We start from the raw sequence: 21,639 nt of genomic DNA on the forward strand, positions 1-21,639 counted from the left end.
ACCCGCCGTTCGATACGGGCGCTGATTTTTCCTTCTCCGCCACCATCCCTGATAATCCCGACACCGAAGAAAATGAAACCACCACGTTTACCAAGCAGCCGAGCATTATTGAACAAAAAGCGTATCGGGATACCTGGGGGCGGGGATTGGATTCGTATCTGCAGTGGTTTTATGAGACGGCTGTTTTATTGAGAGAACTTCTTTCAGAAGATGGCTCGATTTATGTACATTTAGATTGGCATATTGGTCATTACGTTAAAACTTTAATGGATGAAGTTTTTGGCTATTCAAATTTCTTAAATGAAGTAGTGTGGGCATACTTCGCCTTTAAGAGAAAAACTGCAAAAAAATTTCCTATGAAGCATGATGTTATAATGTCATGGACAAAAACAGATAACTATGTCTGGAACACTCAATTTAAGCCACATTCAAAAGAATACTTGAAGAGATGGAAAAAAGATGAGAGTGGTAGATATTATAGGGATGATGTAAATCCGACAAAAGGAGGAACGAGGATAATTTATTTAGACGAGCTTGAAGGAGATATTATAGATTCTGTTTGGGATGATATTCCCCCAGTAAATCCTGTAGCAGTTGAACGAACCAATTACTCAACGCAAAAACCTGAAAAACTAATCGAACGAATCATTAAAGCCAGTTCAAATGAAGGCGACCTCGTCTTAGATTGCTTCTGCGGTTCAGGCACCACTCCTGCTGTTGCCGAAAAGCTCAATCGCCGCTGGATCGCCTGCGATCTGGGCCGATTTGCCATTCACACCACTCGCAAGCGGCTGTTAGGCATTCCTGGGGTGAGGCCATTTGTGGTGCAAAACCTGGGCAAATATGAGCGCCAGCAATGGCTGGGCGCCGAATTTCAGAGCGCCGAGAACAAGGCGTCAGTGGAACAGCAATACCGCCATTTCATTTTGCAGCTCTATCACGCCGTGCCGCTCAACGGGTATACCTGGCTGCACGGCGTCAAGGCAGGTCGCTTGGTGCATGTCAGCTCTGTGGAGGCGCCTGTCACCATCACGGACATCAAAAATATGGTGCAGGAGTTCTGGAAGATTGTGGGCAAAGAGTCGCAGCTCATCAGCAACGGCATCGATGTGCTGGGCTGGGATTTTGCCTTTGAAATCAATGAGACCGCTGCCCAATTTGCTGCCGCCAATAAAGTGGATTTGAAGTTCAAAAAGATCCCCCGTGAGGTGCTGGAGAAAAAAGCCGTGGAACAGGGCGACATCAAATTTTTTGAGCTGGCATCGCTTTCGGTAGATGTGAAAATTGAGAAGCGAACGGTTTCGATTGCGCTATCGGATTTTATCGTCCCACCCGACGATGTGCCCGAGGATGTTCGAACCGCCATCACCCACTGGAGCCAGTGGATCGACTACTGGGCTGTGGATTGGAATTATCAGAACGACACGTTCCACAATGAATGGCAGAGCTACCGCACCCGCAAAGACCCAAAGATTGAGCTGAAAACAAAACATGAATATGATAAGCCAGGCAAATATCAGGTGGTGATCAAAGTGATCGATATTCTGGGGAATGATACGACGAAGATGGTGGAGGTGGAGGTTAGTTGAAAGAAAGCTTTCCTAATCCTGCGAGGATTAGGAAAGCTAAACTTGAAAGCATTCCTAAACCTCAAAGGTTTAGGAATGCTGCTATGATCCTTTGAGGATTAGGAATGCTGTCAATCCTGCAGCTAAAGACTCTGTTGCTTGATTGAACGAAGGTTTAGCATGACTCAGCATTCCTAATCCTCAAAGGATTAGGAATGCTATTAACAAACCAACCAAAAAAGGGGAGCTTTTAACATGACTTCCAAATATCACGATACATTTTATCACGGCTATTTCTACCATATTTTCAATAGAGGCAACAATCAAGAAGTCATTTTTAAAACAGAGCGAAATTACGCATTTTTCCTGGAGCGATGGCAGAAATATCTATCGGAATTTTTGGATGTTTACTCGTATTGCTTGATGCCGACGCATTTTCATTTTTTTAGCAGGGTCAAGGAGAAAGATAGGATTCCTAAACTTGAGAAGTTTAGGAATCCTGAGAATGCTGAAAGGATTCCTAATCCTTCGAGGATTAGGAATCCTCTCGGTGCTGAAGAGCCTGACATCAACACAAATGCAGAAAGGATTCCTAATCCTGCGAGGATTAGGAATCCTCTCGGTGCCGACGAGCTCGACATCAATACAATGCTCGAAAATCAATTCCAGCTCTTTTTCAGAAGCTATGCCCTTGCTTTCAACAAAGAAAATAATCGAACAGGTAGCCTATTTCAAAAACGCTTTAAACGCATCCGAGTCGATGATCCCAGGTATTTCACTGCAGTTATTCATTATATTCACAATAATCCAATTCATCATCATTATGTGGATGCATACGAAAAATGGAAATTCAGCTCGTATAATGCCATCCTTAGCGATCAACCGACTCAGGTGATGCGGGATGAGGTTTTAAAATGGTTCGGATCGAGAGAAGATTTTATTAAGTTTCATCGGGAAAATGTGAAGTATGAAAAGATAAAGCCGTATGTAGAAGGAAGCGATTCCTAATCTTGGGGAAACGTTTCCTAAACCTTTTCAAGGATGATACCCTGAAACAATTCCTAATCCTCAGAGGATTAGGAATTGTTTAGCTGAGAAAAGGGTTGAAACGTTTCCTAATCCTTCAAGGATTAGGAAACGTCTCATCACAAATAAAGGAGCTAATCATGCCCCGCAGAAAACGCAGCAAAGATCAATTTGAATTATTGGATCTCCGTGATAGGCTTTCAACAGCGCCATGTGTGCCAGCCATTCGAGAAGCGGTGGCCGCCTGGCGACAAGGTGGTTATAAAGGTGTGACCGATACGACACGAGAGCTATTAAACTATTGGTTTCATACTGATCATCGGCTCTATAATGGACGACCGTTTCGATATTACGATGCCCAGCGTGAGGCAATTGAGACGCTGATTTATGTCTATGAAGTGGAAAAGATTCGCTCGAGAAAAGCACTATTGGAGCGATTTGCCTATGATACCAAAGAGCTGCGTCTGCCGCCATTCGATGATTTTGCTCGTTTCTGCATTAAAATGGCAACAGGCAGTGGCAAAACCAAAGTGATGTCCCTGGCCATCGCCTGGCAATATTTCAATGCCGTCAGAGAAGATGATCAGCAATACGCTAAGACCTTTTTGATCATTGCACCCAACGTGATCGTGTTTGAACGGCTGAAAACCGATTTTGAAAGTGGCAGGATTTTCCGCATCGATCCTGTTTTCCCGAAGCATTTTAGCTTGATGTGGGATATGGAATTTTATATGCGAGGAGATCCTGAGCGGGCCAGCAGCATCGGGGCGCTGTACCTCACCAATATCCAGCAATTTTATGAGCGAGAAAGCCTGAGTCGAAATGATGAACCTGAAATCATGACGGCGGTGCTTGGTTCAAAGCCACAAACCCAAAAAATCGAAATCACCGATTTTGATCAGCGCATCGCCAAACGAGAGGGCTTGCTTTTGGTCGTCAATGATGAAGCGCATCACACCCATGACGAGCAAAACGAGTGGAATAACGTCATTCGCCGCCTCCATGCCGATCGGCCGCTGGCGGCCCAACTGGATTTTTCAGCTACGCCACGTTATTCCAAAGGTGCTCTTTTTTCATGGACGATTTCCGATTATCCTTTGAAACAGGCCATCATCGATGGCATCGTTAAGCGTCCGCTCAAAGGCATCTCCCGAGTCGAAGAAGCTAAGTCTGATATCGCTACCGTAAGATATAAAGCGTTTCTGATTGCCAGTGTGGAGCGCTGGAAAGAATATAATGAACAATTAAAGTTTCTCCATCGAAAACCCGTGCTGTTCATCATGATGAATACCACCGAGGAAGCGGAAGACGTGGCGGATTGGCTCAGGCAACGATATCCAGAGGAATTTGCTGGGGACAAAACGCTGGTGATTCACACGGACCGCTCGGGAGAAATTTCCAAGAAAGATCTGGACAAAGCCCGCAAAGTCGCTCGAGAGGTGGATAGCGAAGAATCGCCCGTCAATGCCATCGTCAGTGTGCTCATGTTACGGGAGGGCTGGGATGTTCGGAACGTGACCGTCGTGGTGGGACTGCGTCCCTATACGGCCAAAGCCAATATTTTACCCGAACAGACCATTGGTCGTGGCTTGCGGCTCATGTTTCGTGATTTAAGTAGCGATTATCAGGAACGGGTGGACATCATCGGCAACAAAGCATTTCTCAGTTTTGTCGAAGACCTGGAAAAGATCGAAAACATCAAATTCGAAACGTTTGAACTTGGCAAAGAGAGGCTTAAAATTTTCACCATTATGCCTGTGCCAGAAAAAATGGATGTCGATATTGGCATTCCTGAATTGACACCGATTTTGATGCGGAAAAAATCGCTGGCGCAGGAGATCGCTGCCATTGATGTGATGAAATTTGAAACCAATCCCTTGCCCCTGGTCGAAAAAGATGAGGATATCAAATCCTTCATCTATGAGGGCGTCGATATCATCACGAAGGAAAAGATTTTAGAACGTGAATATCAATTGCCACCTGTACAGACGCCAGAGGAAGTGATCGGTTATTACGCCAGACTGATTGCTCACGATCTGAAGCTGCCACTCCAATTCGCCGCACTGGCGCCCAAGATCAAAGAGTTCTTTCATTACAAGGCATTCGGAAGGGCCGTCGATCTGTATGAGCCATTGGTGATCAAAGCCATGAGCACCAACGTGGCTCGTTATGTGGTTTGCCATGAATTTGAAAAGCGGCTGCGAGATGCCATTGTGGAAGAAACTGAGCCAGAACTGCTGAGCCAAAGCCGTTTGCTTTCGACAACCCCACCGTTCCCATTTTCAAAGCAGCTTTTGGAATCCCGAAAAACGGTGTTCAATTTTGTCGCCTGCGACAACGAATTCGAGCGCAGCTTCGCTAAATTTCTAGATGGCGCTGAAGACGTCGCTGCCTTTGCCAAGCTGCCCGAGCAATTTGGTTTCTGCATCCAGTACACCGATACCCGTGCCAACATCCGAAATTACTATCCTGATTTTGTCGTCAAAAGCCAGGAAAATAAATTCTGGATCATCGAAACCAAAGGCAGAGAAGATGTCGACGTTATTTTGAAAGATCAAGCCGCTCAATTATGGTGCGAAAAAGCCACCAGCCTCACCAACTCTAACTGGCGTTATTTGAAAGTGCCGCAACAGGAGTTTGAAAAATTGCATCCTGAGACCTTTGAGGAGTTGTGTATTGCACTGGATCATTGAGTGATTCCTAATAGTCACTGAGAGGATTTAATAGTTTACAATTCAGATTTCAGGTCTATTGAAGTGGAACTGCTTACAACTTTTCTTAAAGAGAGAGATCCCACGAAGCTTCACAGAGAGTACCGAGAGAAACTAAAGAAAATCTGCAAAAATTCAGTCATTGGTGGCAAACTTTCCTAAACCTTAATGGTTTGGGAAAGCTATTCTTGGTGAAGAAATCGTGCCAGCCGCAGCCTGGATTCCCGCTGGTTTTCATTGAATTAGATGAAACATCTTTTTCGAAAGGTAATGCCCAATGAAAATACTATGGCGATTCAAATTTTGTTTGCTTTTTCTCTGTCGCATGACTGTCATGGCTCAAGAACTTCCGCTCTACTTGCAACCAGAAATCCCGATTGATCAACGCGTCGATGATCTGGTCTCTCGGCTGACTTTAGAAGAGAAGATCTCCCAGATGATGTATCACGCACCGGCGATCGAACGGCTCGGTATTCCTGAATACAATTGGTGGAATGAGTGTCTCCATGGCGTGGCCCGTGCTGGGATTGCAACGGTCTTTCCGCAGGCCATTGGGTTAGCGGCCACCTGGAACACCGAATTGATCTTCGAAGTTGCAGATGCTATTTCAACTGAGGCCCGCGCCAAGCATCATGAGTTTGTGCGACAGGGGCAGCGTGGGATGTATCAGGGATTGACATTCTGGTCGCCCAACATCAACATCTTTCGTGATCCTCGTTGGGGAAGGGGACAAGAGACATACGGTGAAGATCCGTATCTTACCGCGCGCATGGGCGTGGCGTTTGTGAGAGGCCTCCAGGGAGATGATCCAAACTATTTCAAAGTGATTGCGACGCCCAAGCATTTTGCCGTCCATAGCGGCCCAGAGCCAGATCGACATTATTTCGACGCGATCACCACGGAACAGGACCTGCGCGAGACGTATTTGCCAGCGTTTGAAGCTTGCATTCGGGAGGGGAGAGCCCAATCGATCATGGGCGCTTATAACCGTTATCAGGGCGAGGCTTGCTGTGCCAGTCATAAATTGCTGGTCCAAATTCTTCGAGGAGAATGGGGATTTGATGGCTATGTGGTATCAGACTGTGGCGCGATTCGGGATATTTTTGAGAGCCATCAGCTTGTCGATTCGCCTGAGGAGGCCGCTGCGATAGCAGTAAAAGCTGGGTGCGATCTCAACTGCGGCAACTACTACCAATATTTGTCAACCGCGGTTCAGCGCGGCTATATTTCCGAGTCCCAAATCGATCTTTCTGTCAAACGGTTGTTTAAGGCGCGCTTTCAGTTGGGTATGTTCGATCCTCCTGAGATGGTCCCCTATGCCCAAATTCCGTATCAAAAAAATGATTGTGAAGAACATCGGCAGCTATCGCTGCGGGCGGCCAGGGAGTCGATCGTTCTATTGAAAAATGATAACCAGATGCTACCTTTAAAAAAGAATTTGAAAAAGATCGCTGTGATCGGCCCTAACGCCGATGACATCGAGGTCTTATTGGGCAATTATGAAGGAACCCCTTCCCGTCCTGTGACCATCTTGAAAGGGATTCAGCGAAAGGTTGCTCCAAGTACTCAGGTCGTGTATCGTAAAGGTTGCGATTTAATTTATCCGTCAAAACCGCAGCTCAGGCCGGTCCCAGCCTCGGCATTTAAGCCTCCAATAGGTTATGAAAATCAAATTGGTTTGCGCGGAGAATATTTCGATAATATGACCCTTGAAGGGGAGCCGTTTTTGGTTCGATTCGACTCCTGCATCGATCTAAACTGGAAGATCAATCCGCCCGATCCCGAGATGAAACCAGAGCACTTTTCTGTTCGCTGGACCGGCATTTTGAATGTACCAGAAAGCGCACAATACGAATTGGGAGTTCAGAGCGATGATGGCTTTCGGCTTTATCTGGATAATCAGCTTTTTTTGGAGGATTGGACAAACCATCCTCCGCAAACCATGAGCAAGGCTATTATTCTTGAAGCGAATCGAGATTATCAGCTAAAATTGGAATATTACCACAATCGAGGCGGGGCATTGGTCCAATTGGGATGGATCAAACCCGGAGATAGAGAGGATTTCTTTCGGGCTATAGACCGTGAATTTCAAGAGGCAGTGGATTTAGCGGCAGGAGCTGACGTGATCATTATGATTGGCGGCATTCATCCCAAATTGGAAGGGGAGGAGATGCCAGTGGACGAGCCTGGTTTTCGTGGCGGTGATCGAACCTCTCTTGATCTACCAGGTGTGCAACAGCAATTGCTCGAGGCGCTGTATGCGACTGGAAAGCCGGTAGTGCTGGTATTGCTGAGCGGTAGCGCCCTCTCGGTGAATTGGGCCAATGAACACATCCCAGCGATCATCCAGGCATGGTACCCGGGACAAGAGGGAGGTACGGCTGTCGCCGATGTGCTATTCGGAGACTATAACCCAGCAGGAAGATTGCCAGTCACTTTCTATAAATCAGTTGATCAGTTGCCGCCATTCGAAGATTACAATATGGCGAATCGAACCTATCGCTATTTTAAGGGTGAGCCGCTTTTTCCGTTCGGCTATGGACTGAGCTATACGCATTTTGAATACGGCAAACTCCAGGTTCGACCAAAAAAAATAAAACCTGATGAAAATATCCTGGTAAAAGTGCTTGTCACCAATCGCGGTTTGGTAGCTGGCGATGAAGTGGTACAATTATATCTAACTGATCTGAAAAGCCCTCGACCGACCCCGATCAAATCGCTTAAAGGCTTCCGTCGAATTCATTTGAAACCAGGGGAACAGCAGATCGTTGCTTTCCAATTAAGACCAGCCGATCTATCTAGCTATGATGAATCGCGAGGATGGGTTTTAGAACCAGGACAATTCGAAGTCATGGTCGGTGGAAGTTCAAAATCGGGACTGAAAGCAAAGTTCTATGTACACCAATAACACAATTCGATCAATTGCAATCTATTTGAATTTCGATGGCATTTGCAATGAAACAAGATTGATATTTCTATTTTCGAGATTCAATTCCTATGATCCATCCGTTTGGTTGATACACTCAGTAACGGACTTTTATGAGTTTTATTTCGCAGGCTGATTTTCCTGATGGATCGTCCAACACTTTGGGACGACCTTGTCACCTAAGATGCCGCGGACGACCATTTTGAACGTCATTTGATCTTCGATGCAAAGACAATTTTTGAAATATCGTTTTCAAAACGGTCGAACCGCTTTTGATCCAATCATAATTTCTATTTTGGAGAATTCTTCATGAATGATGATTTTTGAACTCTGGGAACATAAATGAATTTTTGGTGACTAATTTCATTTGGACATCAATTCATCCCAGGCCTCAAATGCACGCCTCAAATGCGGAATCACGATTGATCCGCCAACGATCAGTCCGATGGATAATGCTTCCTCTAATTCTTGGCTGGTTACTCCCTCCTCATGACATCGGATGATGTGGTATTTGATGCAATCATCGCAACGCAAAACCAAAGAGGCGACCAGGCCCAACATTTCTTTGAATTTGGCGGGTAACACCCCCTCGCGATAGACTTGGCCGTCCAAACTCCAGAACCGTTTCATTTCTAATTGGGCATATTTCATGACAATTTCATTCAGTCGTGCTCGTTCCGTTTGGAATTTCTCAATGATGTTTTCAGACATAGGCGCATTTCTCCTTGAAGTAAGTCATATTAAATTTATGAAAGCTTAGAAAATCGTAAAAAATTTATTGTCACTCCTTCGAAGCATAAGTCTCTTTCATGGTGCTGAATAGTACCTAAAGAGATGCTTCCTTTCTCAATCATGGCATCAATATTGTGAATGTAGTCATTTTGTAGAGCACCATAAAGATAGCTCAATTAAAGCAACAAAACTATCATGCTGAAGGATTGTATTTGATTTTAATTTTTTAACATGATGAGAAAGCTATTTTTGCCGTGTGATGAATTTGCGGCAAACAAGAGATGAGAGTTTTGTTTCATAAAAATGAGACAGCGATTTTCAACTCGGACTAAGTTTATTCACGAAATGAAATCGAGCCCTGTTTTGATATGAAAGGCATTGCGATGAATGTTATTCAATCGGACGATTGACCAGAACTGAGAATTGCATCATAACAATCCTACAATGATATCAAAACGGGCTCGCAATTGCCAGTCACTCATTGATGGACTCTACTATGGATTTCAAAATTCGATAATAGGCTTCGCACCCCTGCCGAAAATCCTGAATATTAATTCTCTCATTATCTCCGTGGATCCTTTGCAATTCTTCAATTGGGACGACGATTGGCATCAAACCATAGGCATGATGCCCATGTTTACGAAAGAAGTAGTTATCAGAACTGGCCAAAAAGAGAAATGGAGAAACCAGGAACCGCTCCTTTGAAAATCTTGCCAATTCCTGTTGGACCGGATCATGAATCAAGCGATAGTTAGAAGATGAAAATTCCTGGGAATGAATAATCCTCATATCAGCATCTTTGGGGATTATCGTTCGAATAAGTTGAACCAATGATTCCGGGTTATAAATCGAGCTAAATCGGATATCACAGGTAATAGTCGCATAATTGGGGATCACATTTATGCCCATCCGTGTGATCGGGTTGATTTTTCTTTTTGGTGATCGGCCAAAAATTCGTCTTAAGCTGAAAAATGGAAGCGAGCGTTTTTCCTCGATGCCTTCAATCTTATCGGTAGAAATGTTGGTCACATTCAAAGAAGTCCGAAACATATCAGGGATGCCAGTGGCTCGAGTCATAACCCGATTCAATAAGTTGGCGCCAGCTTTGGTGTTAAACAAGAAAAGCTCAAAGCCTGGCATTAGGCGTAGAGATCTAATGAGCTTATGGTGACTCTGATCCAGCAAATGGGAGATAAAATATCGAACCGATTGTTCGATTTTGATCGGGAAACGATAACTACTCAATTTTTCGGCGACCTTGGCAGCCCGGAGCACTGGATTGGCGTTTTTGCGTGGGCCGCTTAAAGAACCATGACCTCCGCAGGAATGGACCGTTATAGTCAACCAAAGCAATCCTTTTTGTTCTGATTCATAAAGCAAAAGGTAACCGTCAAAAATCTCCGGCAGTCGTACTCCAAAGCCTCCTTCTCCGAGTACGATAAGATTTTGATAGCCGTGTTTGGCCAAGTGGTGAACATAAAATTTCGCCCCAAATTCCGAGGTGGTTTCTTCTTGCACCAGTGAACAAAATTTGATCCATTTTGATCGCGGATGGTTTTCTTTGCTCAGCCGAATCATGGCGTACGCCTGGGCCACAGCGATGGATTTCATATCCAGCGCACCCCTGCCATAGAGAAAGCCGCCTTCAATGTGTCCGCCAAATGGATCATGCTCCCAATTTGCTGGATTCGCCGACACCACATCGAGATGGTTGTGCAATAAAATTCTTTCGCTGGCTGGGGAATCTGTATATGTTTCAAAATTATGGTAATCCTCAATATGAAGAATCTGGTTTTTGATATGGTAACGAGAGAAAATAGCCGACCAAAAGCTGCATGCATCCAGATCATTTTGGCTATTGGTGGTATTAATTCGAAGATATTTTTGGAGAACAGCGACAGGATCGTCAAGTATATCCATTTTATCTCTGCTCTGTACTATTTGGCTCGCGCTTAGGAAAAGCAAAATTACCAAACTGCGTTAATTGATCAAATCACCAATTTCAGCGGCGAATAATATAATAAATCAAATCCAAAGAATCAAATATTTCGTTGTTTCTGAAATAAAAGATTTTTATTTTTCTAATAAGATGATAGAAGACAAAAATAATGAATTTGCATTATCAGAGAGTTAGGGATATCGATTAGGAGAAAACGCGTAATTATGGCGGAACGAGTCATGATAACGATTGTGGGTGCAGGTGTCGTGGGGTGTGCAATCGCTTATTCACTTTCCAAAAAATGTGATGATATTTTTGTCATCGAGAAAAATCCCAAGGTGACTGGGGAGAATCAATCCTCACGTAATTCTGGGGTAATACATGCGGGGATTTATTATCCGAAAGAAGAGTCGCCGCTGAAAGCGGAACTTTCTGTAATTGGAAATCGGAAATTGTATGATTTTTGTCAGGAATTCGGGGTACCGCATCGAATGACGGGCAAGTTGGTCGTCGCTACCGAGGAATGGCAACTTGAATATTTGAAGGATACGTTTGATATTGCCATTCAAAATAATGTCCCGGGTGCAAAAATGCTTTCTGCTGAGCAAGCCAAGGCCTTGGAGCCGAACATTCGCTGCCGCCAGGCTGCTTATTTCCCGACTTCAGGGATTGTAGAACCCACCCAACTTGTGCGTCGCCTCTCAACCTTGGCGAGACAAAACGGTGTTTATTTTTTAACTGGTACCGAGGTGACAGAAATAAAAGCGAAGGGACAATATTTTGAAGTTGGGCTCATAAGTCCGAATCGTCATGAAATACTTGAGACCGAAGTTCTCATAAATTCAGCCGGATTGTACTCCGATGTCATCGCCAAAAAGGTCAATCCTGAGTGTCCCTATGAGATTTTGCCAGTGCGGGGTGAAATGGCAAAATTTTATAAGTCACGACGGTCAGAAATTTTTCATCATGGCCTGAACATTTATCCGACCCCATATCCATTGGATAAAACTGGCCGAAAACTTGTGATTCCATTTGCAGAATTTCAAAGTTTATTTAAAGCAAAGCAAGTTTTGAAAACGGTGGGAGTGCATTTGACTCCAACATTTGATCTGGTTGATGATAGCTATGAAATTGGCAATATCGTGACGATTGGCCCAGCGACGAAAGGTGTTGAAGACAGAGAAAACTATGCTCAAGATTTGTTTGAACCACCTTATTTTTGGGAGATGGTCCACTCATTTTTTCCCAATTTGCGAACTGAAGACATTGAATTGCACCAGACTGGTATTCAGGCAAGATTGAAAAACCAGTTTGATTGGGTGATCGAACCGGATGAAAAGCATCCTCGATGCATTCAATTAGTTGGGATTGACTCGCCAGGGCTCACTGCCTGTTTAGCGATCGCCGAATATGTCATGCAATTGGTTCAGAGTATTTAAATTTGTCTAGTCAGACTAAAGATGGAATTTTTACTCATGCGAGCACTTGCAAATTTACGCTAAAAAGATGATAGCAACTCCAGCAACAGCCAGAACTGTTCCTATAATGGTCCTCCAGCTATGACGCTCATGAAAAATCCAGTAAGAAATCGGCAACAAAAAAATAGGCGGCAGGGCCATGAGTGTCGAGGCAATACCAATATGTGAATATTTAATGGCGATCATCGAGAGCCAGATACCAAGAAACGGCCCAAAGATCGAGCCGCCAATGATCGCCCAACGAGCTGTTAAATTCTTCCAGAAACCAAAGTTGGAACCAGCTTCACCCCGAACAATTGCTATGATCCAGAAAAACACCGTAGCAGTTAGTACACGAATCAGATTGGCTGATAGAGCTGGAAAGTCTCCTCCCAATCCTTTCTTTGCAGTGATCAACGCGAATGCTTGTCCCAATGCGCCGCCAAAAGCGCAAAGGATCCCTAGAACGTAATTGCGCATTTCCCCAGGATTCTCCCGCTGACTCTGATGATTGCGTTCGAAGATGACCCAAACGATTCCTCCGACCGTCATTGCGATAGCGATGATTTCGAAAACTGTTAAAATTTCCTTTAAGAATAACCATGCAAGGATTGTCGAGATAATGGGCACCAAGGACATCATCAGCATTGAGAGGCGAGCCCCAATAAGTACGAACGCTTCGAATAGCATCCCATCACCTAATACCAGACCGATCAGACCAGATAAGGCCAACCATTTCCAGCGATTCAAATCAGCAGCCACTGGCAAAAGCGCTCCATATAAAACAAGATGGGTGATCATCAAATAAACGCTGGCGAATAACAACCGCGTCCTGTTAACGATCATCGACCCTACTTGTCTGCCAGCGATTGTAAAAAATGTCGAAGTAAATGACCATGCTACTGATGTCGTCAGTGCCGCAATTTCACCAATAAATTGACCCATATATAATGACCTCAAACTAATTTTGATGTGATCAACTCAGAATCCTTATCGGATAGAAAGCTCTATAATTTGGAAAATCTCGTCAAAAAAATAGCATAATTTGGATGCGGAATATAATCGATTCATTGATTAAAAGCAACAGATATTGCTTTGATTTGTTGGTATAGAAATTTTTATAAAGCGATCTTGGTTATCATTTAGGATGCGCCCAAAGACCATTAATAGAATGCATGATTTTTTAGATAGTGCTCGAGCGAAAACTCCCTTTTTGTCATTTCTATCGCAAGAAGAAATGTGTATGACAAATAATCTCAATGTCACTAGATTCAGATTCTTCACTTCGTACGGAATGAAAATCCTAGTTCAAATTTAATTGCATTCGTTCAGGCACAAGATAGGCACATAAAAAAGAATGATTCAAATTTCGATCAAGGTGCTACTACAGGGCTATTGCTCAATCGATATTTTTATTATAAAATGGAACTTTATTGAAATCAAAATAGGTTTAATTATCGAATTGAATTTATTCCAATCCTGTATTCTCTTTCAAAAATGAAATTCATTCATCACATTTGGAACTAATATTTTTAAATGTGGTAAAAAATATCTATTAAAAAATTTTGGCTTTCGTATTTAGAACCTAATTTTTGGTTGGTATGTTGAGCAATAATCATAAGTACAGTGATATATTATTAAAATATCTCCACGACCTGGATCAAATTCCCCAAATTACCCCTGAAGAGGAGATTGCCTTAGCTCGTCAAATCAAAAAAGGCGATAAACAAGCGCTACATAAGTTGGTCCGATCAAACTTGAAATTTGTGGTTTATATTGCAAGAGAGTATGAGGAACGGGGTTTGCCTTTGGATGAACTGATCAGCGAAGGAAATCTGGGCCTTCTTGAAGCTGCAAATCGGTTTGATCCAGATCGAGGATACAAATTCATCTCTTATGCGGTGTGGTGGATTCGGCAATCGATATTGCGGGCCCTGGCCAAATATTCTCGGCTGGTCAGAGTTCCGATCAATCGAACGTGGATACTGCAGAAAATGACGGCGGTGGTTAGCGCTTTGGAACAGGATTTGGGACGAACTCCTGCTCTGGAAGAAGTTGCTGAAGAATTAGATATGCCAGTTGAGGAGCTAATGGAAAACCTCGCATATTTAAAGCATGAGGTATTTTTAGAAGATTCAACTCGTCCGTTCGACGATAATTTGTCGTTAATAGAGAAGATTAGCAGCGAGGAATTTGGTGCGCCTTCAAGTGGATTGATCCAGGAATCCATGAAAACTGATATTCGGCTGGCGCTGGAATCGCTCCGTCCGATCGAAGCCGAGGTACTGAAAAAGTATTTTGGGATCGATCAAGAACGTCCACTCACCCTATTAGAGATTGGTGATGAGATGAATTTGAGCCGAGAGCGAATACGGCAGATCAAAAATAAGGCGCTTCGAAGACTACAATATTTTCATCGTCGGGAGAAATTGCGCTATTACCTCGATGAAATGAAATGATCTTGAACTGCCCTTTCCCGAAATTAGAATACTCGAGTTTGCTCTATTTCTGGATGATATTAAAAGCAGTGTACGACCGAGTTGCAATTCATTAAGATTGAGCATGAGGAGAAGTCTATTTTTTTCATGAAAATTGAGACAAAATTTTGATAGAGTGGCACCCATTTTCTCATCGGTTTTATTTATAGCTTTCTCGATCCACTATTTCACAGTTATCACTTCTGTCAACATTCTTTTGTGAAACTCATTTCCTGGGATTTTACCTTTTGAAAACGCATTTCATTGACAGATGTCAATCCAGCCTAAAACTTTTGTATGCCCACGCAATACTATCCTTCTAAGCGTCCTCTTTCATTTAGTCAAAATAGCTTTTTCAATCATTCGAATCAATTGAAACATTATGTCCTCCCAGGCGTTCATTGGTCAGGAACTAATTTCAATAAGTGACCTGACAATTCATGTCAATGGGGAGGGCAAAATCATGACATCTGTCAAAATCGGATCACTCATTGTGCTTATCTCGTTTGTTTCTTTTATTGCTCTATCAGATAATTGCTCACGTCGAAAGTACCTTGACAATCCTTCAATCGAAATCCCCTTTGAAGAGCCCCGAGAATCGCAACAAGATACAGGGATCGTTTATTTAGAAAAAAAGCAAGTAAAAGAGCAACCTCAACAAGCGACCCTGCCATCGCAACAAGCGGCAAAACCAGCTTTTGAAACCATTAAAACAAATCCAAAAGTGGTGAAAGTGGAATATGGCCGCGCATCCTATTACGCAGATAAATTCCAAGGGAGACCAACAGCCAGCGGAGAACTATATGATCGCCAACAACTGACTGCGGCTCACAGAACATTGCCATTCAATACCATGTGTCGGGTGACCAATATCAGCAATAAAAAGAGCGTTATTGTTCGGATCAATGATCGCGGACCTCATGTGTCGAGGCGAATTATCGATCTCTCTTATGAAGCAATGCGCCAGCTCGATGGCTTGAGTTTTGGCGAGATTGATGTCATGCTCGAAGTATTACAGTAAGCTGTCTGACCTGGCTTTAAAAAATGATAGAATTCGGCCGAGTCATCATTTTGAAAAGTAAGTTAATATAATTCGAGCGGAGAGATTAAACATTTTTGAACAAATCGTAGCGCCTCAGCAATTCTCGATTCCACTGATCAGCATTATGAAACAAAAAACAGATTCTCATTTTGAGGTTAGATTCATTAAATATGGCAGTTATTAAAATTGCGCGCATTGCAAGGATGAAAATTTTACTTGGATTTTTGAGCTAAACTTCAACGAGGACCTCCTGCTGCATCAATCCTGAACAATTAACGGCCGTACGCTGTAACGAGACTTATTTTGAATTGATACAGTTTTAAATTCAAAATCAGCTTGTATCAAAAATCAGATGGTTTCTTTGGAACTTCTGGCTTTGTTACACGTTTATATGAAACACAATTTCAGCGAGGAAATGGTAATATTGACTTTTTAATATGAATGGAATTGGAACAAATACCTGTCGCTGCTGTGCACGCTATTTCCTGAATGAATAAATTAACAGATGTCTGTTAGCCAGCTGGCCTTTGACGTCTACCTAAGCGAATGAATAGTAAAGATTGTCTTTGTGAGCATCCAGCGACTGGCCATTACCGTCAGCTTGAATTTAAAAAATGTTAGAACCGCTAAAATGGTTATTGTAAGCGATACGAGTTTGTCATTCATTCCTGAGTTAATTCGGGCATGAATGATATATTAATGGTGGTTGTTGACCGCTTCGGCGGTCTCTGAAAAAAAATATCCTAAGGGGACGCTGATAGCCAGTTGGCGGATCGCTCAGAATAACATTCCATTTCTTAAGTTGCCGCCGGTAGCCAGTTGGCGAAGGGTATGACATCGAAATTGCATGTGAATTGAATTTTGTAAAAGTTGAACCTCAACTCATAATGGAGGAAATTATGAAACCGAAAAAAGTATTTCAATTTAGTTTGCTTTCAATATTAATATTCGGGCTGTTAAATGGTCTTAGCGCGAAGGACAAAACGATTGAGAATTTTACTTTGACTGACTACAATGGGAAGACTCATTCCCTATCAGATTATCAAAACTCTAAGGCCATCGTGGTGATGTTCATTGCTACGCAATGTCCTGTTTCAAATGCTTATAATGCCCGAATGGCAAAATTGTATGAGGAATATCAGCCAAAGGGGATTGCATTTTTAGGGATCAACTCTAATAAGCAGGAGAGCATTGACGAAATCAAAGCCCACGCTGAGCAGAATAAATTTGGATTCCCAGTCCTCAAAGATGTGAATAACGTCATCGCTGATAAGTTTGGAGCCTCTTTCACTCCAGAAGTATACGTGCTCAGCCCGAAATTTGAGATCCTTTATCATGGCCGAATTGACGATTCGCGCCGCGAGGAGGAAGTAAAATCACGTGATCTGCGCAAGGCGCTGGATGAAATTTTAGCAGGCAAGAAGGTTCATGTGCCAGAAACGAAAGCTTTTGGCTGCACGATTAAAAGGGTTAACCAATGAGACGGTTCTTCATATTTTGGATCGTGATTTTGTTGGTGCTCAATTGTCGCAGCAAAAGCGAGCGACAAACCTCCCTTCCAAAACCAACAGCTCATTTGGCGGAGCAAACCGATGAAATCGTGGTAGAGAAGCTCGATGAATTCGGCCTTCGAAAATTGCTTTCGCAGCGGAATGGCAAGGTATTATTCTTGAATGTCTGGGCGACTTGGTGCATCCCTTGTCGCGAAGAGTTTCCAGATATAGTCCAGTTATCCAAGGAGTACCAACAAAACAAAGTGGAATTTGTCGGCTTAAGTGTCGATTATCCTGACGAAATTTCAACCAAAATTATCCCGTTTTTAAGATCAGTTCGGGCTAATTTCAAAATTTATGTTCAGGACTTTAAAGATCCAGCCGTCCTCATTCAGCGATTAGATGCCAATTGGAGCGGCGCTATACCAGCGACATTCATTTTTGATGCAGAAGGTTCTCGACAGGCAACGTTCATAGGGATGGGGAGCTACGAACAATTTAAAAAGGAACTGGATAAAGTTTTGACCCATTAATAAAATTTGTAAAAGTTATTTCCAATAAAAAAGCTCTCATTTTGAATTTTTAAATGAGAGCTTTTTGTTTTATATATTTGTTTATCTAATTACAAATCCTTAGTTCGAGAGATATAGAAAATTAAATAGGAACGTCTTTCGATGCCCTTATTACCCAAATTTGGAATCGATTTTTTCTGTTCTTATTTCATTTTCTTTTTGATCATATCGATTTCATATTGTGCAGCTTGAGCCCATTGTCTATCTTTTAATGCAATTTCGAAATGCTTAATGGCTTCTTGAAATCTGCCCATATTTTTTAAAGCTGTGCCCGCTTCAAATGCCCCGAGCGGATAAGTTGGTCTCACTTTGAGACTATTTTGGGCTGCTTCCAAAGCTTTATCGTATTGACCAAGCTTGTTGTAAAGGGAAGCCATTCTCCCATATGACTCGAAGAATTTGGGGTTGATTTCAACAGCCTTCTTGAAAGCAGCAATCGCTTGCTCGCTCTTATCGAGGGTTTGAAGGGCAGCACCCTGAGCATTATACGCGCGATAGTTTGTACTATCTAATTGAGCTGCCTTTAGGAACGCATCGGCTGCTTTCTGAAATTCCTTTCGTTTGTCATAGACAACGCCCAGTTCATAATAAGCCTCTGAAACGTCCTTGGGCTTAGAATTTTGGGCATTTTGATAGGCGTCGATAGCCTTCAAACACATCGTTAGAGCGTCATCATACCGATTCATGTCCTTGTAAAGCCGAGCAAGCCCTAAGTACCCGTCTCCATACAGGGGATCGATCATCACTGACTTTTGATAAGCAGCGATCGCTTCATCGTAGCGGCGCAGTTTGGTCAGAGCGACGCCTTTCCCATGATAGGCCAGAGCGAAATTGTTATCGTATTGTGTTGCCAATTCATATGATTTGAGCGCTTCTTCTGGTAGGCCTTTTTTTAGATTGGTATTGCCCTCCAGGTAATAACGCTTGGCGGCATTAATGCGTTGCTGTTCTTCTAGCATCGCTGCTTTTTTCTGATTTTCCGCTTCAAGCCGAGCTCTTTCGCGCTCATATTCTTCAAGTTTCTTCTGGTATTCAGTTTGGGGGTCCTGGGCGCTTACCCAACTGACCTTAAAGGCGACCGACCAGAGCACCGAAACGGCAAGAAGCATTATTGAAATTTTTTTCAAATCTTTCATCAACGCTTTCCTCCTTCCGTTGGGAAATTGATGTTTTGCTCAAATGATCAAAAGCTATAGTGCCGAAGGCGGGATTCGAACCCGCACACCCGGTGGGCACTACCCCCTCAAGATAGCGTGTCTGCCAATTCCACCACTTCGGCAACCTTTAATGGATTATTTAGTATCAGGTTGATTTGGCTGAGCGGATGAGGATGTTTGACCCTCAGGCTGAACCAAAGGGGCGATCGCTGCTGGGGCAGATTGGCTTTCCATCTCACTGCGCTTTCTCATCTCATCCGCCAGTTCACTGTCCACACTACGTCCCTTATCGATATAGCTGATCAATAACGCTAGACCAAGAAAGATCGCTGCTAATACTGTGGTCACTTTACTGAGAAACGAAGCTGCCCCGCGGCCGCCAAAAACCGTGCCCATGGCACCTCCGCCTCCAAAAACGCCAGCAAGACCACCGCCTTTGCTCGATTGCAGCAAGATCACAATCATCAGCAAAATTGTAACGATAAAATGAAGTATAATTAAAAAAGTTTGCATAATATCCTCAGCTTCAAGCTTGATTAATTGGATAAGGTTTCAGCAATTTTGATCATTTCAACAAATGAATCAACTTTTAAGCTGGCGCCACCAATCAATCCACCATCTATGTCTGGTTGGTTTAGCAATTCGTGAATATTATCAGGTTTTACACTGCCACCATATAGTATTGCTGTTCTATCGGCGATTGACCGATCGAATAACTCGGTGAGCAGTTGTCGAATAAAGAGATGAACCTGCTCGGCCTGCTGTGGCGTAGCAGTGACACCTGTACCGATGGCCCAAACCGGCTCGTACGCCAGAACAATTCGCTCCATCTGTTCCTTGGAGAGACCCGCAAGTCCCGCTCGAATTTGATGGTTGATCACAGCCTCGGTTTGTCCTGCTTGGCGTTGATCTAATGTCTCCCCAATGCAAACGATAGGGGAGAGGGTGGTTGTTAGAGTCTGCTTAATTTTTTTGTTGACTGTCACATCGGTCTCTCCAAAATATTGTCTTCGCTCTGAATGCCCGATGATCACATATTTGCAACCCGCTGCTTCAATCATGCCAGCAGAAACTTCGCCTGTGAAAGCACCAGCCGCTTCCCAATGAACATTTTGTGCCCCCAATTTAATGCGACTGTCTTTCAGGATATTATAGACAGAGTCGATTGCTGTAAATGGGGGACAAACGACAATTTCTGTTTTATGAATATTCAGTGTCTTGATTTTTAGATCTCTGGCAAAGGTTGCAGCTTCAGCGCCAGTTTTGTTCATTTTCCAGTTGCCAGCGATTATCTTTTTTCTCATCTGCGATATTATACCTAATGTTATAAATAAAAAGTTCCAGATTCGGTGTTATTATACATGAAACATTTTCGCCAAAAGATCGACTACTCGGCAGGAGTAGCCCCATTCATTATCGTACCAGGCCACGACTTTAACCATATTGTTCTCCATGACCATGGTGGATTGGGCGTCGAAGATGCTGGAATGTGAGTTGCCGATAATATCGCAAGATACTATTGGATCTTCAGTGTATTCCAAGATCCCTTTTAGCGGGCCATTCGCCGCTGCCTTCATTGCTGCGTTGATTTCCTCGATAGTCACCGGTCTTTTCAACTCGGCGGTGAGATCCACTACTGAACCATCGGATACTGGCACTCGAAGTGCATACCCATCCAGCTTGCCCTTTAATTCTGGAATTACTTTGCCCACCGTTCGAGCCGCACCAGTAGTTGTCGGAATGATGGATAAGCCAGCAGCTCGTGCACGCCGGAGGTCCTTATGTTCCAGATCCAAAATCCTTTGATCATTGGTATAAGCATGGACCGTCACCATCAGGCCGCGGACGATCCCAAAGTTTTGATGTAAAACCTTGACCACAGGTGCCAAGCAGTTCGTTGTGCAGGAAGCGTTGGAGACGATCTTATGTTCGTCTTTCAAAATGTCATCGTTCACGCCCATTACTATTGTGGCATCAATTTCGTCCTTAGCTGGGACACAAAGCACGGCTTTTTTAGCCCCCGCTTGAAGATGCTTAGCCACATCGTCTCGCTTTCGGAAAACACCTGTCGATTCGACCACTGCCTCGACACCCACGCTGCCCCATTGCAGGTTCGCCGGATCTTTTTCGGCTGAGACCAAAACCTTTTTGCCATTCACAATGATCGAATTTCCTTCAACAGATATCTCACCTTTAAATTTTCCATGAACTGAGTCATACTTCAATAAATGAGCCAAAACTTCTGCACTCGTCAAATCATTGATCTTTACAACTTCAAATTCCTTCCGATTCATCAATGCTCGAAAAACCAGACGTCCAATTCTGCCGAATCCATTAATCCCAACTTTTACTGCCATGATTTCCTCCTGAAAACTGATTACTTAAATTCCATATTCAATTATTGCAACTGAATCAATTAATTTTAAAAAATGGTTTTCTATTAATCATTAGCTTTGGAAGCATTGAAATATTAGGGTCATTTCCAGCGCGTCCCCCTTTGCTTGGGAACGCCTATTGTGACATCGAGAAAACAGATATT

The 21,639-nt window shown here is 43.3% G+C and carries 16 protein-coding genes and 1 tRNA gene; 9 read left to right on the top strand and 8 right to left on the bottom strand.

Annotated elements, in window-relative coordinates; translation table 11 throughout:
• The 4 genes from ONB37_18875 to ONB37_18890 all read left to right on the top strand — a co-directional run.
• Window positions 1-1,589, top strand: a 1,589-nt coding sequence (locus ONB37_18875; protein MDZ7402226.1) for a site-specific DNA-methyltransferase, incomplete at its 5' end; no start/stop codon positions are given.
• 399 nt (window positions 1,590-1,988) lie between these two features.
• Complete coding sequence (locus tag ONB37_18880) at window positions 1,989-2,576, top strand: hypothetical protein (protein ID MDZ7402227.1); 588 nt, start codon at window positions 1,989-1,991, stop codon at window positions 2,574-2,576.
• A 158-nt stretch (window positions 2,577-2,734) separates the two neighbouring features.
• Window positions 2,735-5,287 (top strand): DEAD/DEAH box helicase family protein, encoded by a 2,553-nt coding sequence (locus ONB37_18885; protein ID MDZ7402228.1) that lies wholly within the window; start codon window positions 2,735-2,737, stop codon window positions 5,285-5,287.
• Between the two features lie 352 nt (window positions 5,288-5,639).
• Window positions 5,640-8,213, top strand: a complete 2,574-nt coding sequence (locus ONB37_18890) for a glycoside hydrolase family 3 C-terminal domain-containing protein (protein ID MDZ7402229.1) — start codon at window positions 5,640-5,642, stop codon at window positions 8,211-8,213.
• A gap of 381 nt (window positions 8,214-8,594) precedes the next feature.
• Here ONB37_18890 and ONB37_18895 read toward each other — a convergent pair whose 3' ends face one another.
• Both ONB37_18895 and ONB37_18900 read right to left on the bottom strand, forming a co-directional pair.
• Entirely contained in the window at window positions 8,595-8,942 is a 348-nt protein-coding gene (locus tag ONB37_18895) for a carboxymuconolactone decarboxylase family protein (GenBank protein ID MDZ7402230.1), read from the bottom strand.
• Between the two features lie 495 nt (window positions 8,943-9,437).
• Window positions 9,438-10,883, bottom strand: coding sequence for a M20/M25/M40 family metallo-hydrolase (locus ONB37_18900; protein MDZ7402231.1), 1,446 nt, complete (start codon window positions 10,881-10,883; stop codon window positions 9,438-9,440).
• Window positions 10,884-11,141: 258 nt separating this feature from the next.
• On the opposite strand from ONB37_18900, the gene ONB37_18905 reads away from it, so the two are divergent.
• On the top strand, window positions 11,142-12,341 hold the full coding sequence (locus ONB37_18905; protein MDZ7402232.1) for an NAD(P)/FAD-dependent oxidoreductase: 1,200 nt from the start codon (window positions 11,142-11,144) through the stop codon (window positions 12,339-12,341).
• Window positions 12,342-12,395: 54 nt separating this feature from the next.
• On the opposite strand, the gene ONB37_18910 is transcribed toward ONB37_18905, so the two are convergent.
• Window positions 12,396-13,304 carry a DMT family transporter gene (locus ONB37_18910; GenBank protein MDZ7402233.1) on the bottom strand — a complete coding sequence of 303 codons (909 nt, stop codon included), beginning with the start codon at window positions 13,302-13,304 and terminating at the stop codon, window positions 12,396-12,398.
• Between the two features lie 656 nt (window positions 13,305-13,960).
• On the opposite strand from ONB37_18910, the gene ONB37_18915 reads away from it, so the two are divergent.
• The 4 genes from ONB37_18915 (at window position 13,961) to ONB37_18930 (ending at window position 17,904) form a co-directional block, all read left to right on the top strand.
• Complete coding sequence (locus ONB37_18915) at window positions 13,961-14,818, top strand: RNA polymerase sigma factor RpoD/SigA (protein MDZ7402234.1); 858 nt, start codon at window positions 13,961-13,963, stop codon at window positions 14,816-14,818.
• Between the two features lie 481 nt (window positions 14,819-15,299).
• Window positions 15,300-15,857 carry a septal ring lytic transglycosylase RlpA family protein gene (locus tag ONB37_18920; GenBank protein MDZ7402235.1) on the top strand — a complete coding sequence of 186 codons (558 nt, stop codon included), beginning with the start codon at window positions 15,300-15,302 and terminating at the stop codon, window positions 15,855-15,857.
• A gap of 920 nt (window positions 15,858-16,777) precedes the next feature.
• On the top strand, window positions 16,778-17,359 hold the full coding sequence (locus tag ONB37_18925) for a thioredoxin family protein (GenBank protein MDZ7402236.1): 582 nt from the start codon (window positions 16,778-16,780) through the stop codon (window positions 17,357-17,359).
• Window positions 17,356-17,904: a TlpA family protein disulfide reductase gene (locus ONB37_18930; protein ID MDZ7402237.1), complete on the top strand. Its 549-nt coding sequence runs from the start codon at window positions 17,356-17,358 to the stop codon at window positions 17,902-17,904. Before ONB37_18925 ends, ONB37_18930 begins: the two co-directional genes overlap by 4 nt.
• 182 nt (window positions 17,905-18,086) lie before the next feature.
• Here ONB37_18930 and ONB37_18935 read toward each other — a convergent pair whose 3' ends face one another.
• The 5 genes from ONB37_18935 to gap all read right to left on the bottom strand — a co-directional run bounded on the left by ONB37_18935 (window position 18,087) and on the right by gap (window position 21,457).
• Entirely contained in the window at window positions 18,087-19,079 is a 993-nt protein-coding gene (locus ONB37_18935) for a tetratricopeptide repeat protein (protein ID MDZ7402238.1), read from the bottom strand.
• A gap of 60 nt (window positions 19,080-19,139) precedes the next feature.
• A tRNA-Leu gene (locus ONB37_18940) sits at window positions 19,140-19,222 on the bottom strand.
• A gap of 13 nt (window positions 19,223-19,235) precedes the next feature.
• Window positions 19,236-19,613, bottom strand: coding sequence for a preprotein translocase subunit SecG (gene secG, locus ONB37_18945; protein MDZ7402239.1), 378 nt, complete (start codon window positions 19,611-19,613; stop codon window positions 19,236-19,238).
• 23 nt (window positions 19,614-19,636) lie between these two features.
• The gene (gene tpiA, locus ONB37_18950; GenBank protein ID MDZ7402240.1) at window positions 19,637-20,404 is read right to left on the bottom strand and encodes a triose-phosphate isomerase; all 768 of its coding nucleotides are present in this window, start codon (window positions 20,402-20,404) and stop codon (window positions 19,637-19,639) included.
• Window positions 20,405-20,455: 51 nt separating this feature from the next.
• On the bottom strand, window positions 20,456-21,457 hold the full coding sequence (gap, locus tag ONB37_18955) for a type I glyceraldehyde-3-phosphate dehydrogenase (protein ID MDZ7402241.1): 1,002 nt from the start codon (window positions 21,455-21,457) through the stop codon (window positions 20,456-20,458).
• Window positions 21,458-21,639: the final 182 nt, after the last annotated feature.

This window comes from candidate division KSB1 bacterium, from assembly GCA_034506395.1.
Classification (GTDB): domain Bacteria; phylum Zhuqueibacterota; class Zhuqueibacteria; order Thermofontimicrobiales; family Thermofontimicrobiaceae; genus Thermofontimicrobium.